Origin of the sequence: Polyangium mundeleinium (assembly GCF_028369105.1) — a bacterium.
In the GTDB taxonomy this organism is placed as follows: domain Bacteria; phylum Myxococcota_A; class Polyangia; order Polyangiales; family Polyangiaceae; genus Polyangium; species Polyangium mundeleinium.
Window position 1 is genome coordinate 4666814 of the sequence record NZ_JAQNDO010000001.1, and the last position, 15315, is coordinate 4682128.

Annotated in this window: 13 protein-coding genes; 8 read left to right on the top strand and 5 right to left on the bottom strand. The window is 70.8% G+C overall.

The window, feature by feature from the left end; genetic code table 11:
• From POL67_RS18620 to POL67_RS18635, 4 genes are all read right to left on the bottom strand, one after another.
• A complete protein-coding gene (locus POL67_RS18620) occupies window positions 1-990 on the bottom strand; it encodes an RluA family pseudouridine synthase (protein WP_271918845.1) in 990 nt (329 codons plus the stop codon).
• Between the two features lie 12 nt (window positions 991-1002).
• Entirely contained in the window at window positions 1003-1524 is a 522-nt protein-coding gene (locus POL67_RS18625; RefSeq protein WP_271918847.1) for an SMI1/KNR4 family protein, read from the bottom strand.
• 97 nt (window positions 1525-1621) lie between these two features.
• Window positions 1622-2647, bottom strand: a complete 1026-nt coding sequence (locus POL67_RS18630; RefSeq protein ID WP_271918848.1) for a lysylphosphatidylglycerol synthase transmembrane domain-containing protein — start codon at window positions 2645-2647, stop codon at window positions 1622-1624.
• Between the two features lie 13 nt (window positions 2648-2660).
• On the bottom strand, window positions 2661-2831 hold the full coding sequence (locus POL67_RS18635) for a hypothetical protein (protein ID WP_271918850.1): 171 nt from the start codon (window positions 2829-2831) through the stop codon (window positions 2661-2663).
• Window positions 2832-2908: 77 nt separating this feature from the next.
• Here POL67_RS18635 and POL67_RS18640 point away from each other — a divergent pair, with 77 nt between their 5' ends.
• The 8 genes from POL67_RS18640 to POL67_RS18675 all read left to right on the top strand — a co-directional run bounded on the left by POL67_RS18640 (window position 2909) and on the right by POL67_RS18675 (window position 11099).
• On the top strand, window positions 2909-3754 hold the full coding sequence (locus POL67_RS18640) for an SDR family NAD(P)-dependent oxidoreductase (RefSeq protein ID WP_271918852.1): 846 nt from the start codon (window positions 2909-2911) through the stop codon (window positions 3752-3754).
• A gap of 312 nt (window positions 3755-4066) precedes the next feature.
• Window positions 4067-5857 carry a hypothetical protein gene (locus POL67_RS18645; RefSeq protein ID WP_271918854.1) on the top strand — a complete coding sequence of 597 codons (1791 nt, stop codon included), beginning with the start codon at window positions 4067-4069 and terminating at the stop codon, window positions 5855-5857.
• 312 nt (window positions 5858-6169) lie between these two features.
• On the top strand, window positions 6170-6673 hold the full coding sequence (locus POL67_RS18650; protein WP_271918857.1) for a T3SS (YopN, CesT) and YbjN peptide-binding chaperone 1: 504 nt from the start codon (window positions 6170-6172) through the stop codon (window positions 6671-6673).
• A gap of 43 nt (window positions 6674-6716) precedes the next feature.
• Complete coding sequence (locus POL67_RS18655; RefSeq protein WP_271918859.1) at window positions 6717-7823, top strand: hypothetical protein; 1107 nt, start codon at window positions 6717-6719, stop codon at window positions 7821-7823.
• Between the two features lie 123 nt (window positions 7824-7946).
• Complete coding sequence (locus POL67_RS18660; protein ID WP_271918861.1) at window positions 7947-8762, top strand: carboxypeptidase regulatory-like domain-containing protein; 816 nt, start codon at window positions 7947-7949, stop codon at window positions 8760-8762.
• A gap of 190 nt (window positions 8763-8952) precedes the next feature.
• Window positions 8953-9909: a heme o synthase gene (gene cyoE, locus POL67_RS18665; protein ID WP_276075778.1), complete on the top strand. Its 957-nt coding sequence runs from the start codon at window positions 8953-8955 to the stop codon at window positions 9907-9909.
• A 10-nt stretch (window positions 9910-9919) separates the two neighbouring features.
• Window positions 9920-10378: a DUF420 domain-containing protein gene (locus POL67_RS18670; RefSeq protein WP_271918863.1), complete on the top strand. Its 459-nt coding sequence runs from the start codon at window positions 9920-9922 to the stop codon at window positions 10376-10378.
• 34 nt (window positions 10379-10412) lie between these two features.
• A complete protein-coding gene (locus POL67_RS18675; protein ID WP_271918865.1) occupies window positions 10413-11099 on the top strand; it encodes an SCO family protein in 687 nt (228 codons plus the stop codon).
• A 1-nt stretch (window position 11100) separates the two neighbouring features.
• Here the strand turns inward: POL67_RS18675 and POL67_RS18680 are convergent, their stop codons facing one another.
• Window positions 11101-15285: a sigma 54-interacting transcriptional regulator gene (locus POL67_RS18680; RefSeq protein WP_271918867.1), complete on the bottom strand. Its 4185-nt coding sequence runs from the start codon at window positions 15283-15285 to the stop codon at window positions 11101-11103.
• Window positions 15286-15315 lie beyond the last annotated feature (30 nt).

Here is a 15315-nt window from a genome sequence, read left to right on the forward strand (position 1 = left end):
TCAGGCGCGGAGACGTAGCGCCTCGATCACGCGGGCCATGTCCGCGGGGATCGGGCTTTCGAAGTGCAGACGGCTGCCCGTCGCCGGGTGCTCGAAACCGAGCACCCGCGCATGCAGCGCCTGACGCCCGAGCGACTCCGCGAGCGTCCGCAGCTCCGGATCCCGGGGCGTCTTCCCGTACAAAGCATCGCCGAGGATCGGCGTCTTCCCACGCTCCGCGAGGTGCACGCGGATCTGGTGCGTGCGCCCTGTCTCCAGGTGGCACGCGACGAGCGTCGAAAGCCCAAGACGTTCGAGCACGTGCACGCGCGTCACCGCGCGCTTGCCCTCCTGCACGTGCGTCGTGAACCGCAGCCGATCCGTCGGGTGACGGCCGTGGAGCGTCTCGAACGTCGCCTCCTTCGCCTCACCCACGACGACGGCCACGTACTCGCGTTCGATGTCGTGCTTCGCGAAGCGCGCCTTCAGCGCCTCGCGTGTCTCCGCGTCCTTCGCCACGACGAGCAGCCCGCTCGTGTCCTTGTCGAGGCGATGCACGATCCCGGGCCGCAAGTGCCCCTCGGGATCGAGCGGATCGGCGCCCGCGCGTTCGAAGCCGCCGCGGCCGAGCAGCGCGTTGACCAGTGTCCCGCTCGCGTGCCCTTTCGCCGGATGCACCACGAGGCCCGCGGGCTTGTCGATCACGACGAGGTGCGCGTCCTCGTACACCACGGCGAGCGGGATCGACGCATCCGGCTCCGCGCGTGTCGGCTCCGGCGGCTCCGGCGTCACGTCGATCCGCGCGCCCGCGGCGACGGCCATCGACGCGCGGCCGGGTTTTCCGTCGACGAGCACACGCCCGTGTTCGATCCAGCGCTGCACCGCGGCACGGGACGCGGCTGTGCCTGATTTTTCCAGCAGGCGTACGACGAGCTTGTCGAGCCGGTCGCGCGGATCGGTCGCGCTCGCTTCGAACGACGAGGTGACGAGGGGATCGGGCGCGCGTCGCATCACGAGAGCGAATCAGTAGTCCGTGCTCTCGTCCTCGTCCTCATCACGCGAAAGAAGCTCCGGGTTGTGCGCCAGGTGCGACTCGAGATCGTCGAGCATCATGCTCTGGCGGAGCTTGAGCATGCCGAGCTGGTGCGCGAGGTAGAGGTCGAAGGCCGTGTACCGCGGGAAGACGCGCACGTTCGTCTCGTCGTGATCCAGGCCCAGGATGACGAGCTCGCCGTCGCGCCGCGCCTCGCCGAGGTAGAGCGCGTTCCAGGGCTGGCCCGGCTTGTTCGGCAGGCGCACGACCTTGCCGCGGACGCGCGAGTCGGTCCATCCGAGCTCGACCATCGACTCCGCGAGCTTGCGGACCGAGGTGATCTTCGGCTGCGGCGCGCGCGCATCCTCGCCGAAGCGGTGCCGGCCTTTGAAGCGCTTGCCGAAGCTCGCGAAGGTGAAGTCGTAGGCGAGGAACGTCCGGAGCGAGGGCGGCAGCTCCACCATCAGCTTGGATTCGAGCGCGTCGAGCGCGGCCGCGCTTGCGCCGACCATGCCCGCTCCCTCCGGGCGCTTTGAAAGCTCCGCGATGACGCGCTGGACAAGCCCGATGCCTCGTTCGATGGTCGCCATGTCTCCGCGTAGCCGATCGTCAAGGCGTGCGTTCTGTCAAGAGATTCCGTTGCGCTTCCGGGTCCTGAGGCACGGGTTCGCCGCCGAGCACGGCCGCGCCGTGTTTGGCCCGGAGCAGCCCGAGCGCCGCGAAACCGACCGCGACGGCAAACCACAAGGTGGCAAAGCGCACGAGGATCATGGCCGCCGTCGAGGTCGCCGCCTCCACGCCGCCGAGCCGCGCCATCTGCTCTTCGAGCAGCTTTTCCGTCACGCCGAGCCCGCCCGGGACCGGCACGAGCGCGCCCGCGAGCGTCGCCGTCGAGTAGAAGAACATCGAGAGCGACATCGACGCCTGCTCGCCGAAGCCGCGCAGGATCACCCAAAGCGCCACGCCTTCGAGCGACCACGCGACGATCGAGAGGAGCGTCGGCCACACGAGCTGCGCGGGCGAGACGATCGTGCGCAGCCCGCCGAGCGCCTCTTCGATCTTCGGCGCGACCTTGCCGCCCACGCGCCCGAGCGGCCCGGGGAGCTTGGGCAGGATCCGCACGACGGCGCCGTTCACGGCGGGGACCGAGACGAAGACGAGCAGCACGACCACGGTCGCCGCGCCGAGGCCGGCCCAGAGCGCGCCGCCGGGGAAGCTCGCGCTGCCGACCGCGATGATGGCGATCACGCCGATGAGATCGGTCACGCGCTCGGCGATGACGATGGGCGCGGTGCGCTCGATCGGCACCTTGCGGAGCTGGAACAGGATGAGCGACTTGAAGACCTCGCCGACCTTGCCCGGCGTGACCGTCAGGACGAAGCCCGACAGGTAGACGAGCAAGCTCTCGAACTTGGGCACGCCGCGGATGTCGAGCCGCGCGAGGTAGTACTCCCACTTGAGGTAGCGCAGGAGGTAGTTGCCGAAGGCGAGCGCGCAGGCGATGGCGAACGTGGACCAGGCGTAGGTCGCGAGGCGCGCGGCGATGAGGTTCGCGTCGCGGTAGAGGACGAGGCCGCCGTAGAGGACGACGCCGAGCAGCATCACCCACACGACGCGGCGGACCAGCTTGTTCAAGAGTCCGCTCCGATCAAGGCGATCTCAGGCTTTTCCGCGCGCGGCGGACGCGCACGACGAGGTAGATGATCGTGCCGAGCACGACGGCGGCGCCGAGCGCGGCGACGGCCCACTTGGGCGCCACCACGACTCCACGGGCGAGGCCCTCGGGGGGGCGCTCGGTTCTCGTCTGCAGCGAGCTCACGCGGGCTCGTCGTTACACGGGCCTAGGGGGAAGGGCAAGAAGCGGTATGGTTCGCGCGTCGATAAGGAGGAACGAGGATGGGTCTGCTCGACGGCAAGGTGGCAATCATCACGGGCGCAGGCGGCGGGATCGGCCGCGCGGAGGCGCTTCTCTTCGCTCGGGAGGGAGCGAAGGTGGTCGTCAATGACGTCGGCGGCGCGCGCGACGGAAGCGGCGGAAGTGACGCCATGGCGCGCAAGGTCGTGGAGGAGATCACGGCCGCGGGCGGCGTCGCGGTCGCGAACTTCGACACGGTGGCGACGGCCGCGGGCGCGGCGGGCATCGTGAAGAGCGCGCTCGACGCGTTCGGCCGCATCGACGTCCTGGTCAACAACGCAGGCATCCTGCGGGACAAGACGCTGCTCAAGCTCGACGAGGAGCAGTGGGACAGCGTCATCGCCGTGCACCTCAGGGGCACGTTCCTCGTCACGCAGGCTGTCGTGAAGCAGATGATCGCGCAGGGCGGCGGCGGGCGCATCGTCAACACGACGAGCGTCTCGGGCATGGTCGGCAACTTCGGGCAATCGAACTACGCGGCCGCGAAGGCCGGCATTTACGGCTTCACGCGGACCGCGGCGATCGAGCTGCAGAAGCACCGCATCACGGTGAACGCGCTCGCGCCGGTGGCGAAGACGCGCATGACCGAGGATCTCCCGATGTTCCAGGCCGGCATGGAGTCGCTCACGCCAGAGCACATCGCGCCCGCGGCGCTCTTCTTGGGCTCCGACCTTTGTGCGGATCGGACGGGGCACGTCCTCGCCGTGACGGGCTCGCAGGTCTTCGCCTACAAGGTCGTGCAAAGCGCGGGAAAGTTCAAAGACGAGGGCGCAGCGTGGACGGCCCAGGAGATCGCCGATCACTGGGAGGCGATCACCAAGGTCTGAAGACGGGCGGGCGGCCGACGTTCTTCGCTGGTTTCCGCCCGTGCTCTGCGCCGAGGCTCACGATCGCCGCCCGTTCTCCGCCCGAAATCCCGCCCGGAACGGGCCGTTTCGACCATTCCGGTCGTTGCTGGGCTCGGACACGAATGCTAGTTTCGATGTTCGGCGGTGGTCGTCGTGGGCTCTCGCTCAGGACTTCGTCGCTGGGTAACTCGTCGTTTTGCCGGGGGAAGTTTCCCGGCCACGTCGAATGGGTGGGTGCTGGGTTCGTCCCCACGATCTGCCCCTTCCGCCCCGGGAGCCTCACGAACCGGCATGTCGCGCGAAGCCCACATCCCCCTGCTGCTCTGGATCTCTGCGGCCATCGTCGTCCACTGGGCAGGCGGCAATGGCGCGGTGGAGGTCGCACAGGTCGTCGAGGATCGCGCGCAGATCCGTTCCCTCGTCGATGCGGTCCGTGAGGGACTTCGTCCCCAGGACACGCAGTTCGAGATCCTCGTGGATTCGCCCGCGACGCCCTCGCCGCAGGAAGCGGAGGCGCCCGAGGACAAGGCCGACGACACCAAGGACGAAGAGAAGCCGGATCCGGACGCCGTGCCGGAGCCGCCGAAGCCGCCCAAGATCAAGCCGCCTCCGCCGGAGAAGAAGGTCGAGCCGCCCAAGGTCGAGCCGCCCAAGGTCGAGCCTCCGAAGGAGGAGCCGAAGGTGGTCCCGCCGCCGCCTCCGCTCGTGGCGCCGCCGCCGCCGCCTCCGCCGCCGCCGCCTCCACCTCCTTCGGAGGAGGTCGCGAAGCAGGAGCCGCCGAAGCCGATCGAGCCGGATCGCCGCATCGCCGTGCGCCAGCACGTCGAGCCGAACCAGAAGGACAACCCCGACGCGAGTCGCATCGCGGATCAGGCGAACACCGTGAAGGAGGAGACGGTCGCGCGTCTCCGGTCGCATGATCAGGATCATGCGAATCCAAACGCGGGCGCGATGAAGAAGCCCGCGACCTCCGGCGAGGGGAACGACGACCACGAGAAGGTCGCCGACAGCGAGGAGAAGGCCGGCTCGAACAAGGCGCCGGGCGAGTCGAAGGATCACAGCGAGAGCGCCGAGCATCACCACACGGCGAGGCCGGCGCCGCCCGCAGCGATCGCGCGGACGTCGCCGCCGCCCATGGCACCCGGCGGAACGACCGGCGGTGGAGGCGCGAACACGCCGAAGGCGCCCGCAGGTCCGCCCCCGAGCCCCGGCGGTGCGGGCCCCGCGTCACCCGAGGTCGTCGCAGGCGCCGGCCCAGGCGGGTTCACGATGGATCCGGCGAACCCGGGCGGCGACGGCAAGAGCCGAAGGGCCGGAAAGAAGCGGCAACCGGCGCCTTACCAGGCCCCGGTGAAGGTCGGCTCCGTGGGCCTCGGCGCGCCCGGGATCGCGGGCGGGCCGAACCTGAACCTCTCGCACGCGGGTTTCGAGGCCTCGGTCGGTCGGGAAAAACTCGAGGCCGAGCGCGCGGCGGACGGTGCGGCGCGACGCAGCGCGCACCGCGGCAAGTGGGAGAAGAACAACTTCGGCAAGTACAAGGCGGCGATCGAGAACTACGAGCCGACGGTGAAGGTCGGCAACCAGACGGCGCTGAACGCCGCGCAGTCCGCGTTCGCGACGTACCTGAACACGATCCACAACCGCCTGCACCCGATCTTCGCCGAGGAGTTCCTCGCGTCGCTCGACAACCTCCCGCAGGAGCACGGGCTGAACAAGAACCTCGTCACGCACCTCGAGATCGTGCTGAGCAAGGACGAGGGGAAGATCGTGAAGATGGGCGTGACGAAGGCGAGCGGGATGACGGCCTTCGACATCGTCGCGCTGAACTCGATGAACCGTTCGTCGCCGTTCGGGAAGGCGCCCGAGGCGATCGTCTCGCACGACGGCAGGGTCTATCTGCACTGGGAGTTCCACCGCGATCCGGTGGACGCGTGCAGCACGCGCAATGCGTTCCCGTACATCCTGCCCGACCCGAAGGGCGGCGGCAGCGTCTCCCCGGTCGGTCCGCCGCGCGCGCCGACGCTGACGCCCTCCGATGAGCGACGCGGCCCACCGCCGCTCCTTCCTGTCCCGACTCGCTGAGAGGGTGTTCCCCAGGCTGCTGCGCGGCTCGATGCGTCGGTCGGCCTCGCTCGACGTACAGAGTACGCCTCGCTCGGCCTCCCTAGCCTCGAGCCGCTCGCGACGCCTGTGGAACACCCTCTGAGGGGGCTTCCCGGGCGCAGCCCCAAGCGTAGATGGGGTTTGGGGCGTAGCTCGGCTTGCCGAGCGTAGCCCCAAGCGTAGATGGGGTTTGGGGCGTAGCTCGGCTTGCCGAGCGTAGCCCCAAGCGTAGACAGGTTTGTCTAGGACAACGCGAGACGGGCCGCCTCGAAGCTGGTAGCATCGCCTCCGATGTCCAAGGACGCTGCATCCGCCGCTCGCGTGAGCATCGCGCGGATAGAGCAAACGCTCGCGGACTCGCCGGCTTTCGTCCGTGTCGAGCCGCGGTTTTACGTGGTCCGGCAGGGGACGGCGTACATCTACATCCAGATCCTCCCGTGGGAGCCGGACCGCGCCGTCGTGCGGTTCGTGGCGCAGCTCGTCCGCGGGGTCGAGATGACGCCCGACCTCGCGATGAAGCTCCTGCGCATGAACGCGCGCCTCCGGTTCGGGGCCTTCGGCTACGTCGCGCAGGACGCGTGCGTGGTCCTCGTGCACACGCTGCTCGGCGGCGAGACGCTCGATCCGGACGAAATCCTCGCCGCGCTGCGGGACATGTCCGTCATCGCCGACGAGTACGACGACCGGATCTTCGAGGAGTTCGGCGGACACCGCATGCAGGACTTGATCGACGCGTCCGCGGCCTCGGCGTTCTTCGACGACACGGTCCACCCACGCGACTGGAGCGACGCGTGAGCCTGCGTCTTGCAGGGGGTCGCTCGCGGCGAGCCCGACCTCGATGAGCACGGAAGGCGAAAGCACCGAAGCGCCCGAAGCACCCCGAGCCGCCCCGCCTGCGCGTCCCGAGCCAAAGGCGAGTTCGGGTGTGCTCGCGTTCGTGCGGCCGCTCGCAGCGTTCGGGGTGCTCGCGATGCTGCTCGGACGTGCGTTCGGTCCCTCGGTGCGAGGCTTGGTGGTCGGGCTCGGCAGGACGGGGGATCTCCTCGAGCTCGCGGGCGCGGCGATGTCGTACTTTTTCCTGATCCTTGCGATCGTCGGCGTCCTCTCGCTCGGGCTCTCCGCGCTTCAGGCGCGTCTGCCGGCGGTCGTTCGTTTTGGTGCCGTCTTCGCGAGCGGGCTCGTCGTGCTCGTGGCGCTCCTCGGGGCGGTGTCACGTGTGCCAGACCCATCGCTCGTTCTCGTGGGGGGCGTCGCGTGCGCGCTCGCGCTCCTCGCGGCCTGGGACACGATGCGGACGCCGTTCGCGCGGGCGACGGCGGTGATGCTGGGGCTGCTCGGGCTCGGCGGGCTCGCGCGGGTCGCGTCGGTGCTGCTCGTGATGCGGGACGTGGCGGCGCCCGAGTCGCTCGCGCGGATCGCGCGCGGCGTCTCGACGGTGGGGCTTTTGCTCGACGGCGCGGCGATGGCGGTGGCCGTGGGGTTCGTCGCGTCGCGCGGGAAGAAGCTCACGAGCCCGGCCACGCTCGCGGCGCTCGCGGTCGCGCTCTTCGCCACGCGGCAAGCGCTCGCGGGCACGTCCGACGAGGCGGCCGCGGTGAGCGTGCTGCTCGCGCGTGCCGCGAAAAACCTGGTCTTGAGGCCCGAGCCTTTCGCTTCGCCCGCGATCGCGACGTTCGTCGCCTTCGCGGCGCCTGCGGTCGCGGTCGCGGCGCTCGCGACGCGCACGCTCACGCCGGCGCTCTCGGGGGCGATCGCGCTCCTGCTCGTGGCGCGGGGTGCGCCGGACGTGCCGCTCTGCGCGCTCGCGCTCGTGCTCGCGTCGCTCGCGACGGTGCTCGCGTCGCGGGATCATCGGGGGCTTTGGGCCGCGATCACGCGCGCGGAGTCGACGCCGGAGGAAGGCCCCGGGGCGAGCGGGGACGCGAAGGGCGCGCGGCCGAGCTGAGGTCTTCGCTTTTCTTGCGAAACCGGCGGGACGAACCCGCGCCCTGCCGTTGACGTGCCGCGAGGCGTTCACTAGGACGCGGGGAGCGCTCGCTCGGCCCCTCCTGCGGCGCACACGGCGAACATGACCACCCATCGAACAGCCTGGATCGTCCCTTCGGTCGTGGCTCTGCTCGCCTTCGCGGCGGGTTGTCAGAAGGAGACGGGGAGCTCGCCTTCGCCCGCGGCGTCCGCAGCGGCGAGCGCGGCCCCGGCGGGCAAGCTCGGCAGCGCGACGCTGCGCGGCGAAGTGCGCTTCACGGGCGCGCCGCCCGAGATGAAGGTGCCCGCGAAGCGCGCGCAGGCGACCGACGTCTGCAAGGACAAACAGCTCGTCCACGACGCCGTGATCGTCCAGGGGGGCAAGCTGAAGGACGTGCTCGTCCGCATCGCGCCGAAGAGTTTCGAGGGGCGCTACGAGGTGCCGCCGGCCGCGACCGTGGATCAGCAGGACTGCGTGTACGTGCCGCGGATCCAGGGCGTCCTCAGCGGGCAGGAGATCGTCGTGAAGAACAGCGACCGGACGCTGCACAACGTGCACACGTACCTCGGCGCGGAGACGGTCTTCAACGAGGCGACGGCGATGGGATCGCCGCCGATCGCGAAGCGCTTGCCGCCCTCCGGCATCGTACGGTTTGGATGCGACATCCACCCGTGGATGCGGAGCTTCGTCGTGGTCACCGATCATCCGTTCTTCGCGGTGAGCGGCGCGGATGGAGCGTTTCGCATCGATCGCGTGCCGGCCGGCAAGGTTCGGCTGGAGGCGTTTCACGCCCGGTACGGCCTGAAGACGCAGGAGGTGACGGTGACCGACGGGCAGACGCTCGAGGTCGTCTTCTCGTTCGACGGCACCGAGCCGGAGCCCCCCGAGAACCAGGGCGAGCTCCAGGGACTTTGGTAGGCCTGACCCCGTTGTCTCGAACCTGGGTTGACCCCACGATCGCGCTGGGCTTTCCTCCCGCGCGCCGCGCCACCGAGCTAGGCTCCCCCCGCTTCATGACGTTGTCCTGTATGGTCGTTGTTTCTCCCGCCGTGTTTCCTGGCCCCACGCGCGTGCCCCCGTGTGCTGCCTCTGCTATCGAGGTGCGCGCATGACGATCCCCGCGGAGCCGCTCGGCGACGTGCACATGAACCGCCGTGATTCGGGCTACGAGCAGCGCGGGCCTTCGTTCGGGGCCGTCGCGCGAGATCTCGTCGCGCTGACGAAGCCTCGCGTCACGGTCATCGTGGTCGCGACGATGCTCGGCGGGGCGTGGGTCGCGAACCGTTTCGCGCACGAGCAAGGACTGCCCGGGGTGTCTCCGGGGGTCGTCATGCTCTCGCTCCTCGCGACGGTGCTCGTCGTCGGCGGCGCGAACGCGCTGAACATGTACCTGGAGCGCGACACGGACGGGTTCATGGCCCGGACGAAGAACCGGCCGCTGCCCGCGGGCCGGATCTCGCCGAAGCTCGCGCTCTGGTTCGGCCTCGCGATCTCCGCGCTCTCGCTCGGCTTGTTCGGGCTCGCGGTGAACATGACGACGACGCTGCTCGCGGCGTTCGCCTTGTTCTCGTACGTGCTCATCTACACGCCGCTGAAGCGAAAGACGACGCTGGCGCTGCTCATCGGATCGGTGCCCGGGGCGATCCCGCCGCTGCTCGGCTGGACGACGGTGACCGATCGCGTCGACGGCCCCGGCGCGGCGCTCTTCGGCATCCTGTTCCTGTGGCAGGTGCCGCATTTCCTGGCGATCTCCATGTTCCGCAGCCGTGACTACCAGCGCGCGGGCCTCAAGGTGCTCCCGATCGAGCGCGGGGATCGCCACACGCGGCACCAGATCGTCGGTTATCTGGTCCTGCTCGTGCTGGTCTCGCTCCTGCTCGTCCCGCTCGGCGTCGCCGGTCCCGTGTATCTCGCCTCGGCCGCGCTGCTCGGCCTCGGCTTCCTCGGCTTCGGCGCGTGGGGGCTCCGCCCGACGGTGCTAGGGACACGATGGGCGCGCAGGCTCTTCGCGATCTCGATCGTGTACCTGATGCTGCTGCACGCCGCGCTGATCATCGGCGCCTGAGCACGAACCCATGAGCGCCGAAAGCATCGGTCGTCTGCTCGCGCCGCTGAACGCGCTGCTCAACGCGACGAGCGCGACGCTGCTCTTCGCCGGCTTCGTCGCCATCAAGCAGCGCAACATCGAGGCCCACCGGTGGCGGATGCAGGGCGCGTTCATCGCCTCGGGCGTCTTCCTCGTGAGCTACGTGGCGCGCTTCGCGCTCACGGGGACGCATCGGTTCCCCGACGTCGGGATCGTCCGGACGATCTACCTCGTGATCCTCTCGACCCACACGCTGCTCGCGATGGCGGCGCTGCCGCTCGTGATCGTGACGCTCCGGCTCGGTCGTCAGGGGCGCTTCGAGGCGCACCGCAAGCTCGCGAAGATCACGTTCCCGATCTGGGCGTACGTCTCGGTGACGGGCATCGTCGTGTATCTCATGCTCTACCACCTCGCGCCGATGCTCGCGGGCGCGGCGCACGCGCCTTGACCCTGCGCGGAGCGACGCCTACACCACGCTCGTCGTGACATCGCGCGTGGAGACCCGAGACGAAGGCGGAACGGACGCGGGGGCCGCTCCCCCGCAAGAAGCTCGACCTGCGCCGCCCCCCGCGCGCGCGAAGCGGTTCCCGTGGCTCGTCTTCGGGATCGTGTTCGCGCTGGTGTTGGTCACGCGGATCGTGATCACGCCGCGGCCGTCGGCGCCGAAGCCGGTGCTGGAGCTGCCCGCGTACACGCTCACCGATCATCACGGAAAGCCGTTCGGCGCGGCTGATCTGCGCGGCAAGCCGTACATCGCGGACTTCGTGTTCACGAGCTGCCCGAGTGTCTGCCCGCGCCTCACGAAGCGGATGGTCGAGGTGCAGAAGCGCACGGCGGATCTCGGCGAGAAGCTTCACCTCGTGACGTTCTCGGTCGATCCGGAGAACGACACGCCGGAGGTGCTGGCCGCGTACGGGCGCAAGTACGGCGCGGACGAGGCGCGCTGGACCTTCCTCACGGGTCCGCTCGGCGAGGTGGAGACCGTGGTGCTGCGCGGCTTCAAGATCGCGATGGGCAAGAAGGAGACGCCCGAGGGCATCCTCGAGATCTTCCACGGCGAGCGTTTCGTGCTCGTCGACGGCGAGGGCAAGATCCGCGGCTTCTACGATGCGGATGACGCAGGGATCGAGGCGATCGTGCGAGACGCGCGGCTCGTCTTGGACCGCTGAATCAAGGCGAGACCGCGAGCCGCTTCATCATCTTCTGCAGGCCGAAGCGCGAGAGGCCGAGGAGCTTCGCGGCCTGGGTCTGGTTGCCCTTCGTGCGTTCGAGCGCCTCGCGCACGAGCTGCGCTTCGAGGGCGTCGACGCGCGGGCGCACACGCAAGCCGAGATCCGCAGGGACAGGCGGCGCGACGTTCGCGACGTCAGGGGAGAGGTGCTCGCGTTCGATGACGCCGTCGCAGAGCAGGAGCGCGCGGCGGACCTCGTTTTCGAGCTGGCGGATGTTGCCGGGCCAGGGGAACGCCATGAGCCGATCCATCGCCGCGCGCGTGACGCGCACCTCGGGACGGCTGTACTTGGCGAGCATGTGCTTCACGAGGAGGGGGACGTCACTCGCGCGTTCGCGGAGCGGCGGGATCCGGATCGTGATGATGTTGAGGCGGTAGTAGAGGTCCTCGCGGAAGGTGCGCGCACGGACCATGGCGTCGAGGTCGCGGTGGGTCGCGGCGACGATGCGCACGTCGACCTTGCGCGCGCGTTCGGTGCCGAGCGGTCGCACCATGCCGTCCTGGAGGACACGCAGGAGCTTGGCCTGCATGCCGAGGCTCATCTCGCCGATCTCGTCGAGGAACAACGTGCCACGATCGGCCGCTTCGAAGAGGCCGGAGCGCGGTCGATCGGCGCCCGTGAACGCGCCACGCACGTGGCCGAAGAGCGTCGATTCGAGCAGACCCTCCGGGATCGCGCCGCAGTTCTCGCCCACGAACGGGCGCCCCGCGCGGGGACCATTGTCGTGGATCGCGCGCGCGACGAGCTCCTTGCCGCTGCCCGACTCGCCGTGGACGAGGACGGGGACGTCGGCGATCGTGACGCGATCCACGATCCGCAACATCGCGCGGACGGGCTCGCTGTCGCCGACGATGGAGTCGTACTCGAAGCGGGTTTCGCGCGTGCCGCGGGTGCGGTTGAGCTCGCGCTCCGCCACGTCGAGCGCGGCCTCCCGCTTCGCGAGCGTCTCCTCGAGCGCCGCGCTCGCCCGTTTCGCCTTGCGCGCGGCGCGCCGGAGGAGCGTCTGATCCCGCGCGTCCGCGATCGCCAGCGCCGCGAGCGTCGCCACCGTGCGGGTCCACGCGAGCTCGCGCGGACCAAACGCTCCACGCCGCACGCGATCATCGAGGTAGACGACCCCGAGCGCCTCGCCGCGCGCGACGAGCGGCACGACGAGCACGCTTCGCAGCTTGAGCGCATGCACGCTGACGTGCACCGCGGGCATCTCGCCCGCTGCGTCCACGGCGACGACGGGCTCCAGCGCCGCGAGCGCGCGCCGCGCGAGCGTCTGCGAGAGCGAGAGCTGCTCGTCGCGGAGGTCGGCCCGCGCGAGGTTGCGCGCCGCGCGCGCCACGAGCCGTCCATCCGGCGCGCGCAGGAGGAGCAAGCCTCGCTCGACGCCCGTCCAGAGGACGAGCGCGTCGACCACGCGATCGAGCAGGGAGCGGAGGCGCTCGCGATCACTCAGCGAGACGATGAGCTGCTCGAGCTCCCGCGCCTGCTCCGCGCGCATGCCTTCCTGCGGCGCTGCGGCGGCCTGCGCGACCCACGGGAGCGCGCGGATCGACGGCGCGAGCTCGGGGGAGGCGCGCGCGAGCAGATCACGCGCCGCGTCTCCGAGGGACGAGAGGAGCCGGACCGCGACGTCGCCCCGGCCGAGGCGCGCCGCGAGCGCATAGCCCGCCGCGATCGAAGGGCCTCGCGCCGAGACGGGCGCGCGTGCATCCGAGAGCGCCACGATCGCGTTGAGCACGTGCTCGGCGGTGCGCGTTTCGAGCTCGCCCGACGCCACGAGCAGCACCTCGGCGCGCGCGCGCCACCAGTCGAGCCGCGCGCCTGCGGTGAGGCTCGGCGTGTCTGCGAGCCGATCGAGTTCGAGACACGTCTCCAGATCGATCGCCCCTTCCGCGTGACGGAGCAGCCGCGCGGAGGCGCGTAGCTTGTCGTCCCCGCCCGCGTCCGCGAGCAGCGCTTGGGCTTGCTCAGCGGCGCGTCTCCCTTCAGCGGCGCCGCGCGGCGACACGTCCGCGATGGCCCATAACGCGTACGCCTCCGCCCGCGTGTCACGACCTTCCCGTGCTCGTGCGATCGCTTCCCGTGCGACACGTTCTGCCTCGTGCGCCACGCCCGCCGTCGCATGTGCCGCCGCGCGCGCGAGGAGCGCGCGGGCCGCGAGCGCCGGCCTGCCGAGGTGCTCCCAGAGCAGCGCCGCACGCCGCGCCGTCGTGATCGCGCCGCCGAGATCGCCGAGATCCACCGCGGCTGCCGCTTCACCCGTCCGATAGGTCGCCTCCTCGACGACGGCCCCCGCCCGCGTCGCGTGCTCGACCGCCGCGGCGAACGCGCTCCGCGTGCGCGCCGGATCCCCCCCGTGTTCCACGTAGCCCCGGAGCGCAGCGATTCGCGCGTGCTCCTCGGCGCGACGTGCGATCGCTTCACCGCGCGTGATCGCGGCGAGCGCGCGCTCCGTGTCGCCTTTGGTCGCTGCGACGAGCGCCGCGACCTCGTACGCGGGCACGATCGTCGCGCCTTGCACGAGCGTGTCGGCCTCCTCGTAGCGCCGCTCGTCGAACGCGATCCGCGCCAGGATCGCGCGCGCTTTCCCGTCGGGATCCTCGTCGCGTCGATCCGCCTCCGCCGCGATCTCCCGCGCCGCGCCGAGCTCTCCTGCGCGCCGCAAAATCTCCGCCGCCAGCGCATCCGCCCCCTTCGCGCGGCGCTCCCTTGCGCGGAGCGCGAGGCTCCTCGCGCGGCCGAGCTCGCCTGACAGCCGCAGCGCATCCGCAGCTGCCACGAGCAGCGACGCGGGCGCGTTTTCCCCTCGCTCCACGCGCTCGATTGCCATCGGATCCGGCGGCACGGCGGCGATCGCGATCGACAGCCGCGCCACCTCTTCGATGTCGAACGGCGCCGACGTTGGACGCTCGGGCGTCGTCGCCGTGGGCGTTCGTCCGAGCGCGGCGCCCTCCACGTCCGCGAACGTCCATGCCGCGGGGGGCAGCTTCCGCGCGAGATCCACGAGCGCTGCGGCGATCGAAGCTTCTCCGATCTTTCCGAGCGGACCCGTCGGCCATGCCGCGGCCGGGCTCCCGACGAGCGACGTCATCCACCGCGCGATCCCCTCCGGGCCGAGCGGACCGATCTCGCCTGCGCCCGCGTTCGCTGCGGACGACGTCTCCTCGTCGACGAGCGATCGCGCGCGTCGCGCCCACGCCAGCGCGTCGCCGAGCCACGGTGCCGTCGCCGCGCCTGCCGAGGCGCGCGTCGCGAGCTCGTCGCGTCGCGCAGACAGATACGCCGCACGCACGCGCCGCGCGTCGCGTTCTCCACGCTCTTCCCGCTCGCGGCCCGATCCCGCATCCCGCGCGGCGAGCGCGGCCCGCGCCGTCTCGGCGACCCACGACGCAGGCGGACGCGCGCCCGGGCTCGGCGAGAGCAGCGCCGCGCAGAGCAGCGCGATCGGCTCGGGGAGACGCGCCGCCCGTGCGGCCTCGATCGGATGCTCGGCGGCTGCCACCGCGTCGTCTACGAGCTCCGCGAGCAGCGCGCCGAGCGCCACGAGATCCCGCGCGCGCGCGTCGCCCAGATCGGAATCCCCGCGCGCCAGATAACGCGGCGTTCCTCCTTCGATGCGCGCCGTGTACACCGGGCACGCGAGCCCGAGATCGATCACGTGCGCGCGTCCGCCCCAGCCGAGCAGGACGTTCTCCGGCTTGATGTCGCCGTGCGCGAGCCCGACCTCGTGCAGATCCGAGAGCGCCTCCCCCGCGTCACGCGCGACGGCGAGCGCGAGCGTCGTTCGATCCACGCCTGCCTCGCGTGCCCGCTCCCGCAGCGTCGCGCCCTCGACCCAGCGCAGCGCCACGAACGCGAAGCGCTCGCCGTCTCCCTCGTCGTCCGCCTCGATCGCGCGTGCGATGTCGCCTTCCCGCACGAACCACCCGACGTCGACGAGCTCGGGCAAACGTGGCGAGAGTGCGAAGATCGCGTGTCTCGCTTCCCGCGCGATCGCCTCCCGCGCCGCCGCGTCGCGCGCGACCTTCAGCGCCACGAGCGTCCCGTCGCGCCGCGCGCGCGCCCTCCACACCTCGCCTGCGCCGCCGCTTCCGGCCGGGGCGAGGAACTCGAAGCTTCGTTCCGTCAACTCCGATGACGATCCGTGCTCGTTCATCGG